Here is a 23,995-nt window from a genome sequence, read left to right as displayed (position 1 = left end):
GCGCACAAGGGTCTTGCGGCAAGACCTGGCTCCTCCCGTACAACCACGCCCTGGCCAACGGAAACGGGAGCAGCAAATGCCGGTATCGATACCGACGGATGGACGAGAAGATCATGCGGTGCTGATCGCCGGGAGCGGCCCGACAGGGCTTATGCTGGCTGGGGAACTCGCGCTGGCCAAAGTCGACGTGGCCATTGTCGAGCGGCGGCCGACCCAGCAACTCATCGGTTCGCGCGCGGGCGGCCTGCATGCCCGGACCATCGAGGTGCTCGACCAGCGTGGCATTGCCGACCGCTTCGTGTCCCAGGGACAGCCTTCGCGATCGGTGGGCTTCAACATGGTCAAGCTGGACATCGGCGATTTTCCCAGCCGGCACAATTATGTGCTCGGCCTGCGGCAGAACCACATCGAGCGCATCCTGGCCGACTGGGTCGGCGAGCTGAACGTGCCGATCTATCGCGGACAGGACGTTACCGACTTCGCGCAGGATGATGACGGCGTCGACCTTGATTTGTCCGGCGGCCAACGGTTGAGGGCGCAGTACCTGGTCGGCTGCGATGGTGGACGCAGCATGATCCGCAAGGCGGCTGATATCGCGTTCGACGGATGGGATCCGACGATGAGCTGGATGATCGCCGAAGTCGAAATGTCTAGGGAACCGGCATTGGGTTTTCGCAGCGACGCCCATGGAACTCATGCGATGGGTAAGCTGGAGGACGGCGGCCGGGTGGGGGTCGTGCTGACCGAGCGACAACTGACCCTCGGTGGCGAACCGACGCTGAACGATCTCAGCGAGGCGCTTGTCGCTGCCTATGGCACCGACTTCGGGGTCCACAATCCAACCTGGATTTCCCGCTTCACCGATATGACGCGCCAGGCCGCTGCTTATCGCAACAGGCGTGTCCTGCTGGCCGGCGACGCCGCGCATATCCATCCGCCGATGGGCGGGCAGGGGCTCAATATCGGCGTGCAGGACGCGGTCAATCTGGGATGGAAGCTGGCCCAGGTGGTCAAGCGGATCTCACCGGAAAGCCTGCTCGACAGCTACCATGCCGAGCGCCATCCGGTCGCCGCCCGCGTGTTGCGCAACACGATGGCGCAGGTCGCGCTTCGTCGTATGGATGCGCGCACCAAGGCTCTCGGCGACACGGTTGCCGAACTGCTCGCCATGGACGAGCCACGCAAACGGATCGCCGGGGAGATGTCTGGCCTGGGTCTGCACTACGATTTCGGGGAAGGGCATGCGCTGCTTGGGCGACGAATGCCCGACCTCGATCTGCTCACCGCCAATGGTCCGTTGCGGCTTTTTACCTTGCTGCACGACGCCCAGCCGGTGCTCGTCAACCTGGGTGAACCAGGCAGGCTGGACATAGCGCCGTGGGCCGGCCGCATCAGACAGGTCGATGCCGTCTATGCCGGCGCCTGGGAGCTTCCCGTACTTGGAACGGTCGTCGCGCCGGAGGCCGTGCTGATCCGGCCGGATGGGTATGTGGCCTGGGTTGGAATTGCAGACCAGCGGGGATTGGCCGACGCCCTAACCAGATGGTTCGGACCGGCTGCCGCCAAAGTCTGAACACAGCGCTTCACAGGCTTCAACAACTCGAGCGCCTCCTGACAAGCGATTGACAGGAGGTTCTATCTATGCAGGAATTGGTTGGACCATTGGACCACTTGGAGGAGATGTGGACCAGAACAGCCTGCCACCCATCCAGACGACGGCGCGCGATGACGCCGTGCTGAAGGCGTTGGTTGGCTTCGTTCGCGCCGAGGCCTTGCAGCCCGGCGAGCGGCTGCCGACCGAGCGTATTCTGGCCGAGCGGCTCAAGGTCAGCCGCAACACGGTGCGCGAGGCGCTGACCAGGTGGGAAGGGCTGGGCCTGGTCGAGCGCCGGCAAGGCAGCGGCACCTATCTCAAGGCGGCCGTCTCACCCGACATGCTGCATTTGCCGCTCACGCTTGCCGGCGGCAACGATTTCACCAGCTTGATGCAGACGCTGGAAATCCGCCGCGCGCTGGAAGCGGAGGCGGCAGCCCTCTGCGCCGAGCGCGCCAGCGTCGCCGACATCACCGAGATCGAACGCAAGCTCGACATCATGGAGCAGGCGTTCCGCACCCGCGACGGCATGTCTTCCGAAGAGGACTGGGAGTTCCATCAGGCGATCTACCGGGTCTCCGGAAATCCGCTGTTCGAACAGATCATCGCGGCCATGCATGAGCTGTTCCACCGTTTCTGGGAGCATCCGCTCGGCGTGCGCGACTTTGGCCACGCCAGCTTTCCCTACCATCGCACCATCTACGAACGCATTGCCGCGCGCGATCCGCAAGGCGCGCGCGACGAGGCGCTGAAGCTGATCGCCACCGTCGAGGACGACTTGAAGCGCGGTGCGGCCAAACTCAAATTCCTGGGCCAGACATGAACGAGCATCCATCAGGTTTTGACCACGATTATCTCGCCGAGGCGGCGACGCTTCTGGCGCATGACGAACCGTTTCCGGGCGGCGCTGTGGTGCCGCCGATCTACCAGACCTCGCTGTTCACCTTCGCCAACTATGCCGAAATGGCCGACACGTTTGCCGGCAAACGAAAGCAGCCGATCTATTCGCGCGGTGACAATCCGACGGTGATGGAATTCGAGGCGCGTGTCGCGGCACTAGAGGGCGCCGAGGCGGCGCGCGGCTTCTCCAGCGGCATGGCGGCGATCAGCGCCACGGTGCTTGCCTTTGTCGGCGCCGGCGAGCGCATCGTGGCGGTGCGCAACTGCTATGGCGATGCCTACCGGCTGTTCGAGCGGCTCTTGCCGCGGCTCAATATCAAGGTCGACTATGTTGACGGCTCCGATCCGGATGCGGTGGCGGCGGCCTTGCCAGGCGCCAAGCTGCTTTACCTGGAGAGCCCGACCTCGATGATGTTCGAGCTGCAGGACCTGCCGCACCTGACCCGGCTGGCGAAAGAGCATGGCATCATCACCACCATCGACAATTCCTGGGCGACGCCGGTGTTCCAGAAGCCGTTCACGCATGGCGTCGACCTGGTGCTGCACTCGGCGTCGAAATATCTCGGCGGCCATAGCGATACCGTTGCCGGCGTGGTGGCGGGCTCGGCCGTGCATATCAAGCACATCAACGAGCAGACCTATTCCTATCTCGGCGGCAAACTGTCGCCGTTCGAGGCCTGGCTGTTGCTGCGCGGCCTGCGCACACTGCCGCTGCGCCTGCCGCACCATATGAAGAGCGGGCTCACCATCGCCGAGCGGCTGAAGGCACACGGCAATGTCGAGCGGGTCAACCACCCCGCCTATTCGAACCATCCGGGCAAGGCGACGCTGGCGGGTTATGCCGGGCTGTTCTCCTTCGAGGTGACGGACGACATCGACATCCCGGTCTTCGTAGACGCGTTGAAGTTCTTCCGCATCGGCGTCAGCTGGGGTGGGCATGAGAGTCTGGTCGTACCGGCCAAGGCGTCGCTGGAGCAGACGCCGGGACTGAATTCGATGGCGCGCTTCGGCGTCAGCCCCCGAACCATCCGCTTCAATGTCGGATTGGAAAGTGTCGAGGACCTGTGGGCCGATATCGCCCAGGCCTTCGAAAAAGCCAGAAAATAACAAGCGGGTTCAAAATGGGAGTCTTGAACATGAAAAAACTGACCGTCATGCTTGCCACCGTTGCGGGGCTGGCGATTTCCGCCGGTGGTGCGCTCGCCGATTCGACCCTGAAAATGGTCGAAGTGATCACCAGCCCGCCGCGCACCGAGTTCCTGAAGAAGCAGATCGCCGAATTCGAAGCCGCCAATCCCGGCGTCAAGGTCGAGCTGGTTTCGCTGCCTTGGGGGCAGGCCTTCGAGAAATTCCTGACCATGGTGCAGGCCGGCGACACGCCCGACGTCGTCGAGATGCCGGAGCGCTGGATGGGCCTCTACGCCAACAATGCGCAGCTCGAGGACCTCGGCCCCTATATGGCCAAATGGGACGATGCCAAGACGCTCGGCGACCGTGCCAAGCAGTTCGGCTCGACCGTCAACAACACCCAGTTCATGATCCCTTACGGCTACTATGTGAACGCGCTGTTCTGGAACAAGAAACTGTTCAAGGAAGCCGGGCTCGACGGCCCGCCGGCGACGCTGGACGAGTTCGTCGCCGATTCCAAGAAGATCTCCGCCATTCCGGGCAAATACGGCTACTGCCTGCGCGGCGGCCCGGGTGCCTTCAACGGGATGCATATGTTCATGAACATCGCTCAGGGTAAGGGCGGCTATTTCAACGAGGACGGCACCTCGACCATCAACGACGAAGGCTCGGTCAAGGGCCTGCAGATGCTGGCCGACATGTACAAGGACGGCCTGGCGCCGAAGGATGCGGTGAGCTGGGGCTTCAACGAGACGGTCACCGGCTTCTATTCCGGCACTTGCGCCATGCTGAACCAGGATCCCGACGCTCTGCTCGGCATCGCCGACAAGATGAGCGCCGACGATTTCGCCGTGGCGCCGTTGCCGACCGGCCCGAGCGGCAAATCCTATCCGACGCTCGGCTATGCCGGTTGGGCGATGTTTGCCAATTCGCAGCACAAGGACGACGCCTGGAAGCTGATGGCGACGCTGCTGTCGCCGAAGGATAATCTGGAATGGGCCAAGGAGGTCGGCGTCGTGCCGATCCACAACGGCGCCGACCAGGATCCGCATTTCAAGACCGAGCAGTTCAAGGGCTGGTTCACCGAACTCAGCGACAGCTCCAAGTATGAAATGGTGACGCCGCCGACGCATCTCGAAAACCTCGGCAATTTCGTCGACCAGGTGGCGATCAAGAACTTCCAGGAAGTGCTGCTCGGCCAGAAGACGGCCAAGGACGTCGCCGACCAGTGGGCTGCCTTCCTGACCAAGGAACAGCAGGACTGGCTGGCCAAGAACAAGAAGTAGTTTTCCTTCCCTTCTCTCCGTTCACGAGGAGAAGGTGTCACGAAGTGACGGATGAGGGGCGGCGCCAGCTTCTGCCGACTCAGCGCCCCTCATCTGCCTGCCGGCATCTTCTCCCCGTTGAACGGGGAGAAGGGTGCTGTTGCCACGCCGGCATCCACCTTCCACTGTGAGCACCGTATGACCTACGCCGTGTCCGAAATTCGATCCGCAGGCAGGCCGCGAAGGAAGCGGTTCTCCTATGCGACTTTCGAGCCCTGGCTCTATCTCAGCCCGGCGATCATCCTGCTGGTCGTGGTGCTTTTGGTGCCGCTGGTCATCGGCATCAGCTATTCCTTTCGCAAGTTTTCCGCCTTCAAGTCGGAATATGTCGGGCTCGGCCAGTATCAGGCGATGCTGTCGGACCAGGTGCTGGGCCAGGCGCTGGTCAACACGCTGTGGTGGACGGTCGCCAGCCTGTTCTTCCAGTTCTTCCTCGGCCTCGGCCTGGCACTGCTGCTCGACAAGCCTTTTGCCGGTCGCAAGGCGGTGCAGGCCCTGGTCTTCCTGCCCTGGGCGGTGCCGTCCTTCCTGTCGGGACTGACATGGGCCTGGCTGTTCAATCCGATCATCGGTCCGCTGCCGCACTGGCTGTTCGCCCTGGGGCTGAAGGCCGAGCCGACCAACGTGCTTTCCGACCCTTCGACCGCAATGTGGGGCCCGATCGTCGCCAATGTCTGGTTCGGCATTCCGTTCTTCGCCATCACGCTGCTGGCGGCGCTGAAATCGATCCCTTCGGAACTGCACGAGGCGGCGGCCATCGACGGCGCTTCGCCCTGGCAACGCTTCACCAAGGTGACGCTGCCTTTCCTGGCGCCGACCATCGCCATAACCGTCATGCTGCGCACCATCTGGATCGCGACTTTTGCCGACCTGATCTTCGTCATGACCGAGGGCGGGCCCGCCGGCTCGACCAATACCGTGCCGGTCTACATCTATGTCAGCGCCTTCAAGTCGCTGGACAAGGGTTATGCCTCGGCGGTCGCCGTGCTCTTGCTGGTGCTGCTCATTGCCTATGCGATTGTTCTGATCGGTATCCGACGCAGCCTGGTGAGGCACGTCTGATGATCGCCGGACGCACAACCTCGCAACGGTTTTTCGGCGGCGTCGGCCTCTATGCGGCGATCGCGGCCTATGTGGTCTTTGCGCTGTTCCCGATCTATTGGACGCTGAAGATCTCGGTCACGCCGGAGCGGCTTCTCTATTCCGAGGGCATCACCTTCTGGCCGTCGCAGATGACGCTGCGAAATTTCGCCACCGTGCTCGAAGCGACCGACTTCCCGCGCTATTTCCTCAACAGCGTCATCGTCTCGGTGTCGACGGCGGCGCTGGTCACGGTGATCGCAACGCTTGCCGGCTACGCCATGTCGCGCTTCACCTTCCGCGGCAAGGCGGCGCTGGCGCTGATGCTGCTTCTGACCCAGACCTTCCCGTTGGTGATGGTCATTCCGCCGATCTACCGCGTGATGGGCGAGATCGGTCTGATCAACAGCCTGACCGGGCTGATCATCATCTACACCGCCTTCAACACCGCCTTCGCCACCTTCCTGATGCAGTCCTTCTTCGACGGCATCCCGAAGGATCTGGAGGAGGCGGCGATGATCGACGGCTGTACCCGCGCGCAGGCGATGCGCCGCGTGATCGTGCCGCTGACGCTGCCGGGCATGGGGGCGACGCTCGGCTTCGTCTTCACCGCCGCCTGGAGCGAGCTGTTGTTCGCGCTGATGCTGATTTCCAGCGACGACCAGAAGACCTTCGCCGTCGGGCTGCTGACCTTCATCGGCAAGTTCGCCGTCGACTGGGGGCAGATGATGGCCGCCTCCATCCTGGCGCTTATCCCGGTCTGCATCTTCTTCGCCTTCCTGCAACGCTATCTCGTCACCGGCCTGACCGCCGGTGCGGTCAAAGGATAGATCGATGGCCTCTGTCACGCTCGAAAAGGTCCGCAAGGATTATGGCGCCGTGCGCGTCTTGCACGCGGTCGACCTGGAAATCGCGGATGGCGAGTTCGTTGTCCTGGTCGGTCCGTCAGGCTGCGGCAAGTCCACGCTTCTGCGCATGATCGCGGGGCTCGAGGAAGCTTCCGACGGTGAGATCCGCATCGGCGACCGGCTGGTCAACGACGTGGCGCCGAAGGATCGCGACATCGCCATGGTGTTCCAGTCCTACGCGCTCTATCCGCATATGGATGTGTCCAAGAACATGGGCTTCAGCTTGATGCTGCGGAAAGCCGAGAAGCCCGCGATCGATGCGCGTGTCGATGGAGCGGCCAAGCGGCTGGGGCTCGACACGTTCCTGCAGCGCCTGCCCAGGCAATTGTCCGGTGGCCAACGCCAGCGCGTCGCCATGGGCCGCGCCATCGTGCGCGATCCCAAGGTGTTTCTGTTCGACGAGCCGCTGTCGAACCTCGACGCCAAGCTGCGCGTCCATATGCGCGCCGAGATCAAGGCGCTGCACCAGCAGTTGAAGACCACCTCGGTCTATGTCACCCACGACCAGATCGAGGCGATGACCATGGCCGACCGGATCGTCGTCATGCATGACGGGCTGATCCAGCAGGTCGGCGCGCCGCTCGACCTCTACGACCGGCCGGCCAACATGTTCGTCGCCGGCTTCATCGGCTCGCCCGGCATGAATTTCCTGCCGGCGGCGGTGGAGAAGGCCGGCAAGGTCGATGCGGTGCTGTCCGACGGCCAGAAGCTGCGCCTGCCTGACGGTCTGCCGTTGAAGGACGGCGACGCGATCACCGTCGGTCTGCGGCCCGAGCATATCAAGCTCGCTGACGACGGTGCGCTGCGAGGTGAGGTCGGAGTGGTGGAACCGCTTGGCCTGTCGACGCAGTTCTACGTCAAGCTGGCAGGGCAGCAGCTTTGCGTTTTTGCCATGGGCCGTGCCGGCGTGAAGCCCGGCGATGTGGTGCGGCTGGCGGCCGACCCTGCGGCGCTGCATTTGTTCGATAGGGAAAGCGGCGATCGCATCGGCTGAAGGAATTCAGCCGGGCTGAAGGAATTCAGCCGGGCTGGGATGCTCGATCTCTCGTGCAAACAAAAACGCCGCCCAATGGGCGGCGTTTTTTGCATTCCAGAGAGGAAACCAGATTACTTGATCTTGGTTTCCTTGAATTCGACGTGCTTCTTGGCAACCGGATCGTACTTGCGGAACGACAGCTTGTCGGTCTTGGTACGGCTGTTCTTGCTGGTCACGTAGAAGAAACCGGTGTCGGCGGTCGACAGAAGCTTGATCTTGATGTTTGCGGCTTTGGCCATGGTATCAGTCCGTTCGTTCGTGGAGTTTTGGCCGCTGGAGCACGGGGAAAACACCCGGACGCGGGAAACTTGGCGCGACACATAAAGAACGTGCCTGGAAAGTCAAGCCCGCAGGACCGGATGTGACGCGTCTGAAAAGCCTTGCGGGCGCAAATCAGGCGGTTTGCACCTCGACCGCCGCGAGCTTCTTCCAGTCCCCGGTGGTGTTCCACCAGCGATTCGGATTGGCGCGGTCGTCCAGCCCCTTGGAACGGCTGGCAAGGATCGGCTGGATGCGGATCACGGGCTCCTGGTAGGAATGGGCCTGGAAAATCGCCTCGACGACTCGGGCCGCCAGTTCCTGGTCGTCGGGCAATTCGAAGGAAACCTCGACCGTTCCCGGGCGGCGGCGCAATTCGGTCTCGGCACCGACAGCGGCCCCTTCAAGCGGCCTGTAGCGCTCGATGCCGTGCGCCGACTGGTACGCATTGCGGTCATACTTGCCCATGGCAAGCGGCGCGATCGCCACCACGGCGTCCATGATGCGGTCGATATCGGCGGCCGGAGCCTGGAAGCTCACGAGCAGCAGAAGCGTCATGCGCAGCGAAGTGGTTTCAAAGCCGCTATCGATCATGAGAGTATCCTCGACGTCCGAAGTTTTGGGACACTCTTTTAACCCGGCTCTGCTGACACGGTTCTGTCAGCAGCGGGGCTGCGTCAGAGAAGAATCTTGCGCACCAGCCTGAAACAGACCAGGGCGATATAGGCGGCGAAGAACAGGCCGAGCGACCAGCCGAAACCGGAAGGTCCAAAACTGTCCATGCCGATACCGATCGCCTGCGGGCCAAGCACCATGCCGACGCCGTAGCACAGCACGAAGGCGGCATTGGCCGACGCCAGCTCGTGACCGGATAGCTGCGAGCCGAGATGGGCGAGGCCGATCGTGTACATGGCGGCGACGACACCGCCCCAGACGAAGAGAAGCGCGGCCATCAAATGCCAGTTCGCGGCGAAGAACGGCATGAATATCGTGCCGACGAGGCCGACCGTGGCACAGCCAAGCAGCAGATAGCGCCGGTCGGAGACGCGATCGCTGATCATGCCGATCGGAATCTGCAACAGCACATTGCCGAGGCCGATCATGGTCAGGAGCAGCGCCGCATCGGCTTCGGAATAGCCGATGCGACTGCCATAGACGGGGAACAGTGCGAAGCCGCCGGTCTCGACCGCGCCGAATACCAGCACGGCGAAGGTCGCGGTCGGCACCAGCCAGATATAGCGCAGGAAGTGGCTGGTTTCGCTCTCCGCCACGATGGTTGGGCTCTCGTTGCGCGCGGCCAGCACCGGTATCGCGGCCAGCGTCACCAAGGCGATGATGACGCCGAACGGCCGGAAGCCGGAACTGCCGAGATGGGCGAACAGCCACGGCCCCGCGGCAAAACCGAGCGACAGGACGGTGGCATAGATGCCAAGGACAAGACCGCGGCGATGCGGCGGCGCGGACGTGCTGATCCAGAATTCCGACAGGATGAACAGGACGGTCAGCGCGATGTGCAGCACGATGCGCAGCGGAAACCACATCCAGAAATCGGGCGCGAAATGGAAGCCGACGAAGGCCAGCGCGCCGGCGGCGATCATGGCGATCATGGTCCAGGCGACACCAAAGCGCATGGCGAGCGGCGTGGCGAGCGGCGCTCCGGCAATCGACGCCAGGCCGGCGACGGCCGTGTTGAGGCCGATCATCGAGGCCGAATGGCCGCGCGTTTCCAGGATGACGCTGAGCAGCGGCATGCCGAGGCCAATGGCGATGCCGACGACGCTGATCGACGAGATCGCCGCCACCATTGGCAGCCAGTGTACGCGTTCGTCGCCCTGTGGTTGGGTATCGACCGTCATGAGATGCTGAATACTCTGTCTGTTTGATCTTGCGCAATTCCCAAGGGCAAGTGCTTCGCTCTTGTCCCGGGAAAACCGCGTCGTACTTTTCCTGGAATTGCTCTAGAGAAGTTCGCGGGTGAAGCGGTTGCGGACAAGCCGGTAGAAGGGAACGGGGCCGCCCGGCCGCAGCAGCGGATCGTCGGCGAGCCGCTTTTCCAGCTCGTCGAGGATCATTCGGGTGATGTCAGGTATGTCGGCCTGCCTGGCCCTGGCTAGCGGGAGCCAGACCAGTTCCTCCAATTCGTTGGTCGGGCCGCCATCGGGCAGTTCGATGGCGACATCGTCACGCCAGGCACTGAAGAAGCGGGTGTCGAAGCGGCGCACCCGGTTCGGCGGCGTGATGGCGCGCGCGACAAAGCGCAATGCCTCCAGCGACGGCGCCACGCCATGGTCGACGAAACCCTGCCAGTCGCGTTTCGTGGTGGTGAAGGCGCCCTTGCGGCCGATCAGCAGGCCGGCCTCCTCATAGGTCTCGCGGATCGCCGACAAGGCAATGGCACGGGCTCGAGTCTGGCTGGTGCGGCCGGGGCCGGCCGTCAGCCTGGCTTCTTCGCCGGGGTCAAGTGTGGTGGCCGTCGGGATACGGCTGTCGGCGGGGTCGGTGCGGCCGCCCGGGAAAACGAATTTCCCCGGCATGAAGGCGTGCGCGGCGTGGCGGCGTCCCATCAGCACCAGGACGTCGTCGCCCTTGCGGTCGAGCAGGATGAGCGTCGCGGCGTCACGCGGACGCAGGGGCCGGCCGCCATGCGTGGCAAGACCCTTGTCGAGCTTGTCGGCATCCGCCTTGGTCATTGCTTCCATGCGCTGGACCTAGCGGAAACTTCTTGCATGCGAAAGTGGCCTTAACGATCGGCATGTTGCGCCAGCCAATATCTCAGGCCCCGGGATGCGGCTCGATCACATCCTTTTCGCCGCCGAATCCGTGCATATAGAACGCCCATTGCAGTCCGATGACGGCACCTTTGACAGGCTGCAGCAGGGCAACCGACAAAAGGATGGTCAGGGGCACCCAGATCAGGATGTGCTGCCAGGTGGACAAGGTGGAGGTCGCCTCGACGCCCATGAAGGCGCCGAGCACGATATGGCCGACAATGACGATGACGAGATAGGCCGGCAAATCGTCGGCGCGATGGTGATGGATCTCCTCGCCGCAGACGCTGCAGGTGTCGACGGTCTTGGTGAAGCCGCGAAACAGCTTGCCTTCACCGCAATTCGGGCAGCGGCCCAGCAAGCCCCGCTTCATCGCCGTCCACAGCGGGCGGGCAACCCGGCCCGTGTGATGTTCGCCGCCAAAAACCTGTTGTTCCATCCCTAACTCTTTCGGCATCATCGTCTCCTGCCGCGCGACCCAGGTCGCGATTGCGACGCGCGGGCGCGGCCCTTAGCCTTGTGAAACGACCTTTTGGAGCCTGGCAAGGGCTTTGGGTCGGTCAACATCTCGAAGCGCATCGCGCCGGCCATCGGCGCCACCTCGACAAGCCGGACCTCGACGCGGTCCGCCAGCTGATAGCCCTTGCCCGAGCGTTCTCCGTAGAGCGAGCGGGCCGTCTCGTCGTATATATAGTAATCGCCGCCCAGAGTTGACACTGGGATGAAACCATCGGCGCCATACTGCGGCAATTGGACAAAAAGTCCTGATTTGGTGACGCCGGAGATGCGGGCGTCGAAGCGGTCGTCGATGCGCTCGGCGAGGTAGGCAGCGATCAGGCGGTCGACCGTATCGCGTTCGGCAGCCATGGCGCGCCGTTCGGTGCCGGAGATGAGCACCGCAACGTCTTCGAGGCGGGCTTCCTCGTCTTGCGTCAATCCGCCTGGACCGAGGCCCAGCGCGGCGATAAGCCCGCGATGCACGATCAGGTCGGCGTAGCGGCGGATCGGCGAGGTAAAATGCGCGTAGCGTCTGAGGTTGAGGCCGAAATGACCAATGTTCTTGGGCGAGTATTCGGCTTGGCTCTGCGAGCGCAGCACCACTTCGTTGACCAGGGCTTCATTGTCGGCACCGCGCACGCGCTCCAGAATGCCGTTGAACTGGCTGGGGCGCATCTGCGCGCCGCGCGCCAACGACAGTGAGAGCGTCTGCAGGAATTCGCGCAGCGATTCCTGCTTGGCAAGCGAGGGCGCATCATGGACGCGGTAGACCAGCGCCTGCTTCTTCGCCTCCAGCGTCTCGGCCGCGGCAACATTGGCCTGGATCATGAATTCCTCGATCAATTTATGCGCGTCGAGCCGCTCCGGCACGATGACGCGGTCGACCGTGCCGTCCGCCTTGAGCAGGATTTTGCGCTCCGGCAGGTCGAGCTCGAGCGGCTGGCGGCCGTCGCGGCCACGCTTGAGGATGGCGTAGGCATCCCAGAGCGGCCTCAGCACCGTATCGAGGATCGGGCCGGTCTTGTCGTCGGGAATGCCGTCGATCGCCGCCTGCGCCTGGGGATAGGCGAGCTTGGCCGCCGACTTCATCATGACGCGGTGGAAGGAATGCCGGATCTTGCGGCCATCGGCCGAGAAGGTCATGCGCACGGCGAGCGCCGGACGGTCCTGACCCTCGCGCAACGAACAGAGATCGTTTGAGATGCGCTCGGGCAGCATCGGCACGACACGATCGGGGAAATAGACCGAATTGCCGCGCTTCAAGGCTTCACGGTCGAGAGCCGTGCCGTAGCGCACATAGGCCGCGACATCGGCGATGGCGACGGTGGCGATCACGCCGCCGGGGTTTTTCTCGTCGAGGTCGGGCGTAGCGAAGACGGCATCGTCATGGTCCTTGGCGTCGGCCGGATCGATGGTCACCAGCGGCAGGTCGCGCCAGTCCTCGCGATGATCGAGCGTCGCGGGCTTCACCGCCTCGGATTCGGCGATGACGTCGGCCGGGAAGATGTGCGGAATGTCGTGCGCGTGGATGGCGATCATCGAGACCGCCTTTTCGCTGGTCAGCGAACCCAGCACGTTGAGCACCTTGGCGCGCGGCAATCCGTAGCGGGAGGCTCGAGCAGGCTCGACCTCGACAAGATCGCCGTTCCTGGCGCCGTTCTGGAATTCCTTGTCGACGATCAGCTCGGGTTGGCGCCGCTCCACCGGCTCGATGCGGAAGCTGCCGTCCTGAAGCACGCGAAAGACGCCGAGGACGGCATCATTACGCTTCTCGAATATCTTCATCACCCGGCCCGTATAGGCAGGCCCCGACGGATCGTCGGTCGGGAAGGTCTTGGCCAGTACGCGGTCGCCAATGCCGGGCGCCGGGCCGTTGCCACCGCGCGAAACGCGGATCGAGACCACGGGTGGCTCGCCGGGGCCTGCCAGTTCCGTCGGATGCGCCAGCAAGACCCCGTCACCGTCGCGGCCGAAGATGTCGAGAACGGCGACATGGGGCAGGGCGCCGACGCGGGCCAGTCGCTTGCGCTCCTTGCTGAGGACGCCCTCGTCCTGCAGGTCGCGCAACAGGTCCTTCAGCCAGATACGGTCGTCGCCGCGCAGCGCGAAGGCCTTGGCGATCTCGCGTTTTCCGGCACGGTCGGGATTTTCGGCGATATAGCGCAGGATTTCGTCACGCGAGGGCCGGTAGTCGTCCTTGACCTTGGCCCTGGTGTCGGCGGTGCGCGGATCGCCGTGGCTTCGTCCCGAGATCCTGCGCGCCACGCCCTGCTATCCCTTCTTCTTCGCGGCCGGCTTCTTGGCGGCCGTCTTTTTGGCGGCGGGCGCCTTGGCGGCAGCCGCTTTGCGGGCCGGCTTCCTGCCGCCACCGCCCTTGGCTTCCTTCTCGGCGATCAGCGCCAGGGCGTCCTCGATTGTCACCGATTGCGGATCCTTGCCCTTGGGCAGCGTGGCATTGACCTTGCCGAAATTGACGTAAGGCCCGTATTTGCCGTCGCGCACGACGATCTTGCCGCCGCCGTCGGGATGATCGCCAAGCTCCTTGAGAGCCGCCGGCGTGCCGCCATTGCGGCCGCCCTTGCCCTTGGACTGCTTCTCGGCAATCACGGTCACGGCACGGTTGAGGCCGATCGAGAACACATCCTCGATGCTGTCGACATTGGCGTAGGTGCCATCATGCAGCACGAACGGGCCGTAACGGCCAAGACCGGCCGAGATCATCTTGCCGCTTTCGGGATGTTTGCCGACGTCGCGCGGCAGCGACAGCAATGCCAGTGCCTTCTCATGGTCGATGGAGTCGGGCGTCCAGCCTTTCGGCAGGCTGGAGCGCTTGGCTTCCTTGCCGTCGCCGCGCTGGATGTAGGGGCCGAAGCGGCCCGAGCGCAGCGTGATTTCCTCTGCCGTGTAAGGATCCTTGCCGAGCAGCCTGGTGCCGTCCTCGCCGCCGCCATTTTCGCTATTGGGGTTGGCGGCGTCACCGAGCTGGCGAGTGAAGGAGCATTCTGGATAGTTCGAACAGCCGACGAAGGCGCCGAACTTGCCGAGCTTGAGCGACAGGTTGCCGGTGCCGCATTTCGGGCAGATGCGCGGGTTGGAGCCGTCTTCGCGCGCCGGGAAGACCAGCGGCGCCAGTTCCTCGTTCAGCGCATCGAGCACGTCGGTGACGCGCAGTTCCTTGATGTCGGCGACGGCACCCGAAAAATCCTTCCAGAAATCGCGCAGCACGTCTTTCCAGGCGAGCTTTCCGTCGGAAATCTCGTCGAGCTTTTCCTCCAGCGATGCGGTGAAATCATATTCGACGTAACGCTCGAAGAAGCTTTCCAGGAATGCCGACAGCAGGCGGCCCTTGGCTTGCGGCACCAGCCGGCGCTTGTCGATCGTGACGTAGTCACGGTCTTCGAGGGTCTTCAGGATCGCGGTATAGGTCGACGGCCGGCCGATGCCGAGCTCTTCCAGCTTCTTGATCAGCGACGCCTCGGAATAGCGCGGCGGCGGCTCTGTCGTGTGCTGGGTGGCATTGATTGCCCGGCGGGAAAGCTGTTCGCCGGCGCGGATTTCCGGCAGACGGCGATTTTCCTCGTCTTCGGCGTCGTCGTCCTTCTGGTCGGTATAGGCGGCGATGAAGCCGTCGAAGCGGACGACCGAGCCGACCGCGCGAAGTTCGGCGGTGCGGGCGCCATTCACCGCCTCGATCTCGACGGTGGTGCGTTCGATTTCGGCCGGTTGCATCTGGCTGGCGATGGCGCGCTTCCAGATCAGTTCGTAGAGCCGCGCCTGGTCGGCATCGAGATATTGCCGCACCGATGCGGGCGTGCGCATGAAGTCGGTCGGGCGGATCGCCTCGTGCGCTTCCTGGGCGTTCTTGGCCTTGGTCGTGTAATGGCGTGGTTGATCCGGAAGGTATTTCGGGCCGAATTCCTTGGCGATGGCATCGCGGGCGGCCGAGATCGCCTCGGGCGCCATCTGCACGCCGTCGGTTCGCATATAGGTGATCAGGCCGGCGGTCTCGCCGCCAATATCCATGCCTTCATAGAGCCGCTGCGCTACCTGCATGGTGCGGGTTGCCGAGAAGCCGAGGCCGGAAGAGGCGGCCTGCTGCAGCGTCGAGGTGGTGAAGGGCGGGCCGGGATTGCGCTTGGTCGGCTTGGCTTCAACCGAGAGCGCCTTGAAGGCGGCGCCTTCGAGCATCGCCTTGATGTCGTCGGCCTGCGCCTTGTTGGCAATGTCGAGTTTTTGCAGCTTCTTGCGCTCGAACGCGGTCAGCCGCGCTTCGAACGTCTCGTTGCGCGGCGTGCCGAGGATTGCCGCGATGTTCCAGTATTCTTCGCGGATGAAGCGCTCGATCTCGGATTCGCGGTCACAGACCAGGCGCAGCGCTACCGACTGGACGCGGCCGGCCGAGCGGGCGCCCGGCAGTTTGCGCCACAGCACCGGCGACAGCGTGAAGCCGACGAGATAGTCGAGCGCGCGGCGGGCGAGATAGGCATCGACCAGCGGCACGTCGATCTGGCGCGGATTGGCCATCGCCTCCAGCACCGAGGATTTGGTGATGGCGTTGAAGACGACGCGGCTGACCGGCTTGTCCTTGAGTGCGCGCTTCTGCTTCAACACTTCGAGCACATGCCAGGAAATGGCCTCGCCTTCGCGATCCGGATCGGTGGCGAGGATCAGGCCGTCGGCACTCTTGACCGCATTGGCGATGTCGGTGAGGCGCTTGCCCGAAGCGGTGTCCACCGCCCAGGACATGGCGAAATCCTCATCCGGGCGCACCGAGCCATCCTTGGCCGGCAGATCCCTGACATGGCCGAACGAGGCCAGAACCTTGTAGTTCCTGCCCAGGTATTTGTTGATTGTCTTCGCCTTGGCCGGCGATTCAACGACGACGACGTCCATGAGGTCTCATATCAGCTGTGATGCGGCAGAAGAATTCCGCTGCGCGCGACGAAATCTCGGTTCTGTTCGTCGCTCACATGGCCGCGCTTTTGCATCCGGTCAAGGGGAAGCGGCCAAAATGCGGAGGCGCCGGCTGCAATACACTCTTAGAGTGTATGGAGAAAATCACATATTTTCGAATGGGCGAGCGGTAGCCTCGGACGGTCGGGAGAAGATCAATCCGTTGCCGGTCGAGTCGGCCGGAATGCTTCGGGTCGAAGTCCGCGACAACCCGGCCGCCGGGCCTGGAGGAAAGCCCGGCGGCCGGTGGAAGCCCCGTTTTGGCGGGATCTCCCGGTGGGGAAATCAGTCAGCCTTGACGATGTGCCAGACCTCGCCGACGCCGTCGCCATTCACATCGCCGGCCTTCTTGTCCTTGATGAAGGTGTAGACCGGCTTGCCGTCATAGGCCCACATCTTGGTGCCGTCGGTGCGGTCGACGACGCTCCATTCGTCATCCGCCTTGGCACCGGCCTCGGCCTTCAGGGGCGGCCAGTTGGTCGCGCATTTGTCATAGCAATTGGTCTTGCCCTTCTCGTCCTTGTCATAGGTGTAGAGCGTCATGCCCATGGCATCGGTGTAGATCTTGGTGCCGTTGACCTCGGCTTCCTTCCACGCCTCGGCGGCAAGGGAGGCGGTGGTGCTGAGCAGGATCGTGGCCAGTCCTGCGGCTATCATTTTCATGGAAATCTCCCTGATATCTGGAGACGCGCGGGAAATCGCGGTCTCGTCCATGTCAACGTCAGGACCAGTCGATTTCTTCCCTGTCCGCGATGACTTGCCACATGATGGTGATTGGCGGACGGTCCCGGGTGCCGCTATATCGTCGCCAAACAGTCGGAGCTTTGGGAATGGCATTGGACATCGGCTATGTCAGCGCGGTCGGGGCGGGCGCCATCTCGTTCCTGTCGCCTTGCGTGCTGCCGCTGGTTCCGCCCTATCTCTGCTACATGGCCGGCGTCTCGGTCGACGATTTTCGCGGCAATACGGGGGCGACCGCCAAGGAGGGCGCCCGCGGCGCTCTTGTTTATTCCTCGATCGCCTTCGTGCTCGGCTTCTCCACCGTGTTCGTGGCGCTGGGTGCCGGCGCCTCGACGATCGGACGGCTGCTGCGCGTCTGGCAAGAGCCGCTGGCGATGGGCGCCGGCGTGCTGATCATCCTGATGGGCCTGAACTTTCTCGGCATCCTGCGCATCCCGCTCTTGTCGCGCGAGGCGCGTTTCCAGTCGCAGGGCAAGCCGGCAAGCGCGGTCGCAGCCTATGTCATGGGCCTGGCCTTCGCCTTTGGCTGGACGCCCTGCATCGGCCCGGTGCTAGGCCCGATCCTGACACTGGCCGGCGGCCGCGAAACGGTGGGCGAGGGCGCTTTGCTGCTCGCCGCCTATTCGCTGGGGCTCGGCATTCCCTTCCTGATCGCGGCGCTGTTTTCCGGTGCCTTCATGCGCTTCCTCGGCAAGTTCCGCGTCCATCTCGGCCGCGTCGAGAAAGCGATCGGTGCTTTGCTGGTCGTGGCCGGCGTGTTTTTCCTTACCGGCGGCGTGCAGAGTGTGTCGTATTGGCTGCTGGAGAATTTCCCGGTGCTTGGACGGTTGGGGTAAGTTCGAGGGCTATTGATCTGGGAGAATAGCGTTTCTAAGCGGGCGGACGAGCTTCGCCAGGACTTCCTCTGGAAACTCTGTGCTTGAGGTAATCTGCGCAGACAAGGCTTGGGCAAGCTCCATTTTGGTCTTGGTCACGGCGTGAGCCGTGACACGATCGCCGGTTATGGTTAGCTCATTGGTGGTGGCAACTCTCGCTCCAAAGATCTGACCAAGAAGTGCGGGTGGGTAGACATACTCAATTCCATTAGCGTCCCACCGAGCCACGTTCTCGTCGGGTATTCCAAGCCTGGATATCAACCGCAGCAATCCTGACTGCATCACTGAGTCGGCAACGACGAAAGTTCGGTTCCGATACGGTCCCATCTGAAGGTCACCTAGTGCGCTTGACCATGAGTTCAGGCGAGCGGCTATATCACCACCGCAGCTTTCAACAACGATATTGCGATTTGGGAACGACGCCCGCAAAACCCTCTGTAGGTAAATTTTGTCAGTCTCTCCTTCGACAAAAACTATCGCGTCTGGTAGATAAAGATTTCCTAAATCATTTCCGAGCATACGAAAGTGTATATCAATAAGCTCTTGCTTATTTTTGCAAGCATTTGCCTGTATCTTGTTTCCTTCTCTGCTAACAACAAAATTATTCGAGGGATTTTGTTTGTCTAGAAAGGTGTGTGAGTGCGTTGTTATGAAAAAGTGCGGATTGTGTGGAAATAGCTCGTCGTCCCGCTCGCGCGCAATGATCAGCGGCGCGAGTTTCGTTTGCAACACGGGTGACAACCCCAGTTCGGGCTCGTCTAGGGCCACGGCTTGAAAGCGTTCGTCCATCAAGGCTGCGATTACGCCAAGGAAAAGGCGCGTGCCGCTTGAGGTTACGCTGAGGCTGTCTCCATCAATGTCGACGTAGCGATTGCTGAACTCATTGTCCTCGAACTCTGGTTTTACCGATATCGTAACGCCAAATATATCTTCGAATACCTCAAATAGTTTTTGGCGACGTTGATTAGTAAGGCGTGTCAAGGCTCGATTTGTATCGTAAAAACTGCTTTCAAAATTTGAGTATTGTGAATTTCTCGCATTATTCATATTGTTTCGGAAATTATTCATTTCATTTTCGTCATGATTAAAAAGAGACATAAAATGAAAAGAATAAAACCGATTTGGTCCGAGGTATAAAACTTTGTCGTGTTCAGCCATCTTTTTCAGGTAGGCGGATTTTCCGGAGTTGTTGTATCCAGTAAGTACGGTGACTTTCTGTCCCTGCTGCATCTCTATGATCTGCTCTGGAGCGGGATCAAAGACGAGATCACTGAAAAACCGTGGCACCTGAAACACCCCGCTCGGTACTTTGAAATTTGCGCTTTACCCGCAATCGCATCGACGAATGGGTTTTAATCATGAGCCAAGCACTTATCCATCACGAACGTACTTTCGCTTCAGTGGCAGCTTTCGGATATCCACAGGCAAATACGAGAGAGTGCTCCACCATCTCACCGGAATTTAACCGCATTGGTACAGCATGGCACCGATGCTAGATATGCTTTGATTCCCAACCCTTTCCTATGGTTGCCCATCCATGAGCCAGAGATCCTGCCTGTCCGTCATCCTTGCCGCCGGCGAAGGCACGCGCATGAAGAGCGCGCTGCCGAAGGTGTTGCACCAGATCGCGGGGCTGCCGATGGTCGCCCATGTGGTGAAGGCGGCCGAAGCTTCAGGCGCCAACGGGCTGGCGCTGGTGATTGGGCACGGCGCGGATGAGATGCGCAAGGCGGCGGCGAAGTTTGCGCCGAAGGCCGAGACGTTCGTGCAGGAGAAGCGGCTCGGTACGGCACATGCGGTGCTGGCCGCGCGAGAAGCGATATTAAAGGGTTATGACGACGTGCTCGTGATGTTCGGCGACACGCCGCTGATCGACGCGGACGCGCTGACCGTGGCGCGGCTGAAACTTGCCGAAGGGGCGGCTGTCGTGGTCATCGGCTTTCGCCCGCCCAACCCCACGGGCTACGGCCGCCTGATCGAAAAGGACGGCAAGCTCATCGCCATCCGTGAGGAAAAGGACTGTTCCGACGAGGAGAAAAAGATCGGCTTCTGCAATGCGGGCATGATGGCGGTGGCCGGTGCGCACGCGCTGAAGCTGCTCGACGCGGTCGGCAACAAGAATGCCAAGGGCGAGTATTATCTGACCGACATCGTCGAGATCGCCAGCGCCCAGGGTCTCGATGTCGTCGCCACCGAGGCCAGCTTCGAAAGCGCGCTCGGCATCAACAACCGCGCCGAACTGGCGCAGGCCGAAGCCATCTGGCAGGCACGCCGTCGGCAGGAGGCCATGCTGTCGGGCGTGACGCTGATCGCGCCGGAGACCGTGTATTTCTCGCACGATACCGAAATCGGCGCCGACACCCTCGTCGAGCCCAATGTCTGGTTCGGCCTGGGGGTTAAGATCGCCGGCGGCGCCAAGATACATGCCTTCAGCCACATCGAAGGCGCGACCATTGCGTCCAATTGCGATGTCGGGCCGTTCGCACGGCTGCGGCCGGGTGCCGATCTGAGGAGCAAGGCCAAAGTCGGCAATTTCTGCGAGGTCAAGCAGGCCGTCGTCGAGGAGGGCGCCAAGGTCAACCATCTGACCTATATCGGCGACGCGCGGGTCGGGGCGGGCGCCAATATCGGCGCCGGCACCATCACCTGCAACTATGACGGCTATTCGAAGTTCTTCACCGACATCGGCGAGGGCGCCTTCATCGGCTCGAACTCCTCGCTGGTGGCGCCGGTCACCATCGGCAAGGGCGGCTACATCGCCTCGGGCAGCGTCATCACCGAAAGCGTGCCGGAAGACGCGCTGGCCTTCGGCCGCGCCCGCCAGAAGACGATCCCCGGCAAGGGCAAGGAATTGCGCGAGCGCTTCGCGTCGGCCGCGGCGGCGAAGAAGAAGGCCGCGGAATGAATTGGGCCCTGCGCTAGGCAAGCCACAAATAGACGATGCGTCCCAGTGCGCCGAGAAGCAGCACGAAGGCTGCCAGCGACTGGATGAAGAAGCCGGGGTAGCGCTTCAGCGGTGCCCTGAGATAGCCGACGAAATAGGCGATGCGGCCAATCAGCCAGACGATGCCGAGGCCGGCGGCCCAGTTCGGGCTCCAGTAGATCGCGAACAGCCACATCGAGGGCAGGAAGACCGGGATCCACTCGACCGTGTTCAAATGCGCGCGGACGGCGCGCTCGAGCAAAGGGTCGCCGGTCATGGCCGGGGCGAGGATTCCGGTCCTGGAATGGGTTCGGGCCACCGTCAGTGCCATGCCGAAGACCGTCAGGCCGCACAGAAGCGTGACGACAGCCACCGGATAATATTGCTCCATCCTGAGTTCCCTCCCTGCCTGACGAATACAATAGTTGCCTGTTGGCCGCAGACAATCCGCCATCGGCATAAATGGAGCGCGGCAGGTGACGAACAATAGAGTTCGAGGGCAAAGATGACTGACCGCCGTCCGGGCACCTGAAAAACCGAACGATTTCAGTAACCGGATTGCAAGAGCGGTCTGCCATGGTGCATGCGTGCGAAAACGTCCATTACAGTGGACGAAATGCAATGTGACTTTCACGGCGGGCCGGCCATCCCTAAATAGCGCTGGTTTTCCATGGGCAATCGGGGGCTGTCTGCATGTGCGGTATCGTTGGAATCGTCGGCCACTCGCAGGTTGCGCCGCTCATCGTCGATGCGCTGAAGCGGCTCGAATATCGCGGTTATGACTCGGCCGGCGTCGCCACCATCGAGAAGGGCGAGCTCGGCCGCCGCCGCGCCGAAGGCAAGCTGATCAACCTCGAACGGCGGCTCAAGGACGACCCGCTCGACGGAACGATAGGCATCGGCCATACGCGCTGGGCGACCCACGGCGTTCCCAACGAGACCAATGCGCATCCGCATTTTTCAGACGGCGTCGCCATCGTCCACAACGGCATCATCGAGAACTTCGCCGAGCTGCGCGAGGAACTGATCCGGGACGGTTATTCGTTCTCCTCGCAGACCGACACCGAGGTCGTCGCCCACCTGGTGGCGCGGGAACTCGCCAAGGGGCTGAAGCCGGTCGAGGCGGCGCACAAGGCGCTGAAGCGGCTGGAAGGCGCCTTTGCGCTGGCCATCATGTTCAAGGGCGACGAGGACCTCATCGTCGGCGCGCGCAACGGTCCGCCGCTGGCGGTCGGTCACGGCGAGGGCGAGATGTTTCTGGGCTCCGACGCCATCGCGCTGGCGCCATTCACCAATTCGATCACCTATCTCGAGGATGGCGACTGGGCTGTAGTGCGCCGCGACAGCGTCGCCATTTTCGATATCGACGGGAAAAAGGTCGACCGCAAACGGCAGCAATCGCTGTCGACCAGCTTCATGGTCGATAAGGGCAACCGTCGCCACTTCATGGAGAAGGAAATCCACGAGCAGCCCGAGGTCATCTCGCACACGCTGGCGCATTATGTCGATTTCGTCTCCGGCGTCTCCAAGCCGCTCGACCTGCCGTTCAACTTCGCTGACATCAACCGACTGGCGATTTCCGCCTGCGGCACGGCCTATCTTGCCGGCCTGATCGGCAAATACTGGTTCGAGCGCTATGCGCGGCTGCCGGTCGACATCGATGTCGCCTCTGAATTCCGCTACCGTGAAATGCCGTTGTCGGCCAGCGATGCCGCCTTCTTCATCTCGCAGTCGGGCGAAACCGCCGACACGCTGGCCTCGCTGCGCTATTGCCGCAAGGCGGGCATGAAGATCGGCGCCGTGGTCAATGTGCGCGAATCGACCATGGCGCGCGAATCCGATGTCGTGCTGCCGACGCTCGCCGGTCCGGAGATCGGCGTCGCCTCGACCAAGGCGTTCACCTGCCAGCTCTCGGTGCTCGCCTCGCTTGCCGTGCGCGCCGGCGTGGCGCGCGGCACCATCTCCAAGGATGAGGAAAAGGCGCTGGTGCGGGCTTTGTCGGAAGCGCCGCGCTATGCCAACCAAGTGCTCAAGCTGGAAGAGCAGATCGAGCGGATCGCGCGCGAAATCTCGCGTTACTCGGATGTGCTCTATCTCGGCCGCGACACCAACTTCCCGCTGGCCATGGAAGGTGCGCTGAAGCTCAAGGAAATCTCCTACATCCATGCCGAGGGCTATGCGGCGGGCGAATTGAAGCACGGTCCGATCGCGCTGATCGACGAGAACATGCCTGTCATCGTGATCGCGCCGCACGACCGTATCTTCGAAAAGACCGTGTCCAACATGCAGGAAGTGGCGGCGCGCGGCGGCAAGATCATCCTGATCACCGACGCCAAGGGCGCGGCCCAGGTGAGCGTGAAGACGATGGAGACGATCATCCTGCCGGACGTGCCGGAGATCATCTCGCCGATCATCTACGCGCTGCCGATCCAGATGCTGGCCTACTTCGCCGCCGTGTTCATGGGCACCGACGTCGACCAGCCGCGCAATTTGGCGAAGTCGGTGACGGTGGAATAGGCAGCGATGTGGGATAGCCGATGAAGGCCTGCCCGGCCGTCAGGGATCCCAGGTGCTCATGGTGAAGCCGTTCTCTCCGCTGACGCGAAGGGTTTTTCCCCAGCACTCGCGCAGGTGGCGCTCGAATGTATGGCTCGTCTCGGTCGCCTGCAATTTGTTGTCGAAACGACCATTGTCGAACCAGACCGTGGCCTCGTAGCGAGCCCGTTGCGGTCCAATGCTTTCGACGCCCTTGGTTTCCAGGGCGACCTCGTGCGTATCGCCATTGGAGGCGCGTTTCATGGGAGCGATCTGTTTCCTGTCCGCATCATAGGCTTCTTGCAGCATTGCCCTGCAGGCCTCATGCGATGTGAACTCCTGACTGGATGACGGGACCGGCACATGACCGCTGGCGTGGGCGGCTACCGGCACGCACCAGGCCATGGCGCCCAACATCGCCGTCATGAACCTCAATCTTCCCATGCCCGCCTCCAATCGTGTGCCCGCCAACA

Annotated in this window: 21 protein-coding genes; 10 read left to right on the top strand and 11 right to left on the bottom strand. The window is 62.4% G+C overall.

All coding sequences use genetic code 11. From position 1 onward, the window contains the following. Positions 1 to 76 precede the first annotated feature (76 nt). The 7 genes from FJ967_RS17240 to ugpC all read left to right on the top strand — a co-directional run bounded on the left by FJ967_RS17240 (position 77) and on the right by ugpC (position 7,929). Entirely contained in the window at positions 77 to 1,573 is a 1,497-nt protein-coding gene (locus FJ967_RS17240) for an FAD-dependent monooxygenase (RefSeq protein WP_140733069.1), read from the top strand. Positions 1,574 to 1,682: 109 nt separating this feature from the next. Continuing rightward, positions 1,683 to 2,417 (top strand): FadR/GntR family transcriptional regulator, encoded by a 735-nt coding sequence (locus tag FJ967_RS17235; protein ID WP_140733019.1) that lies wholly within the window; start codon positions 1,683 to 1,685, stop codon positions 2,415 to 2,417. Further along, complete coding sequence (locus FJ967_RS17230; RefSeq protein ID WP_140733018.1) at positions 2,414 to 3,601, top strand: PLP-dependent transferase; 1,188 nt, start codon at positions 2,414 to 2,416, stop codon at positions 3,599 to 3,601. Before FJ967_RS17235 ends, FJ967_RS17230 begins: the two co-directional genes overlap by 4 nt. 29 nt (positions 3,602 to 3,630) lie before the next feature. After that, a complete protein-coding gene (locus FJ967_RS17225; protein WP_140733017.1) occupies positions 3,631 to 4,908 on the top strand; it encodes a sugar ABC transporter substrate-binding protein in 1,278 nt (425 codons plus the stop codon). 177 nt (positions 4,909 to 5,085) lie between these two features. Further along, complete coding sequence (locus FJ967_RS17220; RefSeq protein WP_140733016.1) at positions 5,086 to 6,009, top strand: sugar ABC transporter permease; 924 nt, start codon at positions 5,086 to 5,088, stop codon at positions 6,007 to 6,009. Beyond that, positions 6,009 to 6,857, top strand: a complete 849-nt coding sequence (locus tag FJ967_RS17215; RefSeq protein WP_140733015.1) for a carbohydrate ABC transporter permease — start codon at positions 6,009 to 6,011, stop codon at positions 6,855 to 6,857. Before FJ967_RS17220 ends, FJ967_RS17215 begins: the two co-directional genes overlap by 1 nt. 4 nt (positions 6,858 to 6,861) lie before the next feature. Further along, the gene (gene ugpC / locus FJ967_RS17210) at positions 6,862 to 7,929 is read left to right on the top strand and encodes a sn-glycerol-3-phosphate ABC transporter ATP-binding protein UgpC (protein WP_140733014.1); all 1,068 of its coding nucleotides are present in this window, start codon (positions 6,862 to 6,864) and stop codon (positions 7,927 to 7,929) included. 113 nt (positions 7,930 to 8,042) lie between these two features. On the opposite strand, the gene rpmG is transcribed toward ugpC, so the two are convergent. The 8 genes from rpmG to FJ967_RS17170 form a co-directional block, all read right to left on the bottom strand. Continuing rightward, the gene (gene rpmG / locus FJ967_RS17205) at positions 8,043 to 8,210 is read right to left on the bottom strand and encodes a 50S ribosomal protein L33 (RefSeq protein ID WP_006201775.1); all 168 of its coding nucleotides are present in this window, start codon (positions 8,208 to 8,210) and stop codon (positions 8,043 to 8,045) included. Between the two features lie 154 nt (positions 8,211 to 8,364). After that, complete coding sequence (locus FJ967_RS17200; protein ID WP_140733013.1) at positions 8,365 to 8,823, bottom strand: hypothetical protein; 459 nt, start codon at positions 8,821 to 8,823, stop codon at positions 8,365 to 8,367. Positions 8,824 to 8,906: 83 nt separating this feature from the next. Then, entirely contained in the window at positions 8,907 to 10,085 is a 1,179-nt protein-coding gene (locus FJ967_RS17195) for an MFS transporter (protein ID WP_140733012.1), read from the bottom strand. 102 nt (positions 10,086 to 10,187) lie between these two features. Next, complete coding sequence (locus tag FJ967_RS17190; protein ID WP_140733011.1) at positions 10,188 to 10,928, bottom strand: NUDIX hydrolase; 741 nt, start codon at positions 10,926 to 10,928, stop codon at positions 10,188 to 10,190. A gap of 73 nt (positions 10,929 to 11,001) precedes the next feature. Beyond that, a complete protein-coding gene (locus FJ967_RS17185; RefSeq protein WP_140733010.1) occupies positions 11,002 to 11,454 on the bottom strand; it encodes a DUF983 domain-containing protein in 453 nt (150 codons plus the stop codon). Next, positions 11,454 to 13,760 (bottom strand): ribonuclease R, encoded by a 2,307-nt coding sequence (rnr, locus tag FJ967_RS17180; protein WP_140733009.1) that lies wholly within the window; start codon positions 13,758 to 13,760, stop codon positions 11,454 to 11,456. The genes FJ967_RS17185 and rnr overlap by 1 nt, the downstream gene beginning before the upstream one ends. 6 nt (positions 13,761 to 13,766) lie before the next feature. After that, positions 13,767 to 16,388 carry a type I DNA topoisomerase gene (gene topA, locus FJ967_RS17175; protein WP_140733008.1) on the bottom strand — a complete coding sequence of 874 codons (2,622 nt, stop codon included), beginning with the start codon at positions 16,386 to 16,388 and terminating at the stop codon, positions 13,767 to 13,769. A gap of 345 nt (positions 16,389 to 16,733) precedes the next feature. Beyond that, the gene (locus tag FJ967_RS17170) at positions 16,734 to 17,111 is read right to left on the bottom strand and encodes a hypothetical protein (protein ID WP_140733007.1); all 378 of its coding nucleotides are present in this window, start codon (positions 17,109 to 17,111) and stop codon (positions 16,734 to 16,736) included. 167 nt (positions 17,112 to 17,278) lie between these two features. Between FJ967_RS17170 and FJ967_RS17165 the strand changes: the two genes are divergently transcribed. Further along, entirely contained in the window at positions 17,279 to 18,025 is a 747-nt protein-coding gene (locus FJ967_RS17165; protein ID WP_140733006.1) for a cytochrome c biogenesis CcdA family protein, read from the top strand. A gap of 9 nt (positions 18,026 to 18,034) precedes the next feature. Here FJ967_RS17165 and FJ967_RS17160 read toward each other — a convergent pair whose 3' ends face one another. Continuing rightward, positions 18,035 to 19,351 carry an AAA family ATPase gene (locus FJ967_RS17160; protein ID WP_140733005.1) on the bottom strand — a complete coding sequence of 439 codons (1,317 nt, stop codon included), beginning with the start codon at positions 19,349 to 19,351 and terminating at the stop codon, positions 18,035 to 18,037. 250 nt (positions 19,352 to 19,601) lie between these two features. Between FJ967_RS17160 and glmU the strand changes: the two genes are divergently transcribed. After that, a complete protein-coding gene (gene glmU, locus FJ967_RS17155) occupies positions 19,602 to 20,969 on the top strand; it encodes a bifunctional UDP-N-acetylglucosamine diphosphorylase/glucosamine-1-phosphate N-acetyltransferase GlmU (RefSeq protein WP_140733004.1) in 1,368 nt (455 codons plus the stop codon). Positions 20,970 to 20,982: 13 nt separating this feature from the next. Here the strand turns inward: glmU and FJ967_RS17150 are convergent, their stop codons facing one another. Continuing rightward, entirely contained in the window at positions 20,983 to 21,378 is a 396-nt protein-coding gene (locus FJ967_RS17150) for an MAPEG family protein (RefSeq protein ID WP_140733003.1), read from the bottom strand. Positions 21,379 to 21,680: 302 nt separating this feature from the next. Between FJ967_RS17150 and glmS the strand changes: the two genes are divergently transcribed. Further along, positions 21,681 to 23,504, top strand: coding sequence for a glutamine--fructose-6-phosphate transaminase (isomerizing) (gene glmS / locus FJ967_RS17145; protein ID WP_140733002.1), 1,824 nt, complete (start codon positions 21,681 to 21,683; stop codon positions 23,502 to 23,504). A gap of 39 nt (positions 23,505 to 23,543) precedes the next feature. On the opposite strand, the gene FJ967_RS17140 is transcribed toward glmS, so the two are convergent. After that, positions 23,544 to 23,966 carry a hypothetical protein gene (locus FJ967_RS17140; protein ID WP_140733001.1) on the bottom strand — a complete coding sequence of 141 codons (423 nt, stop codon included), beginning with the start codon at positions 23,964 to 23,966 and terminating at the stop codon, positions 23,544 to 23,546. Positions 23,967 to 23,995 lie beyond the last annotated feature (29 nt).

It is taken from the genome of Mesorhizobium sp. B2-3-4, from assembly GCF_006442315.1.
Classification (GTDB): Bacteria; Pseudomonadota; Alphaproteobacteria; order Rhizobiales; family Rhizobiaceae; genus Mesorhizobium.
The sequence above is the reverse complement of the archived record's forward strand: the minus strand, read 5'-3'. Positions and strand labels throughout refer to the sequence as shown.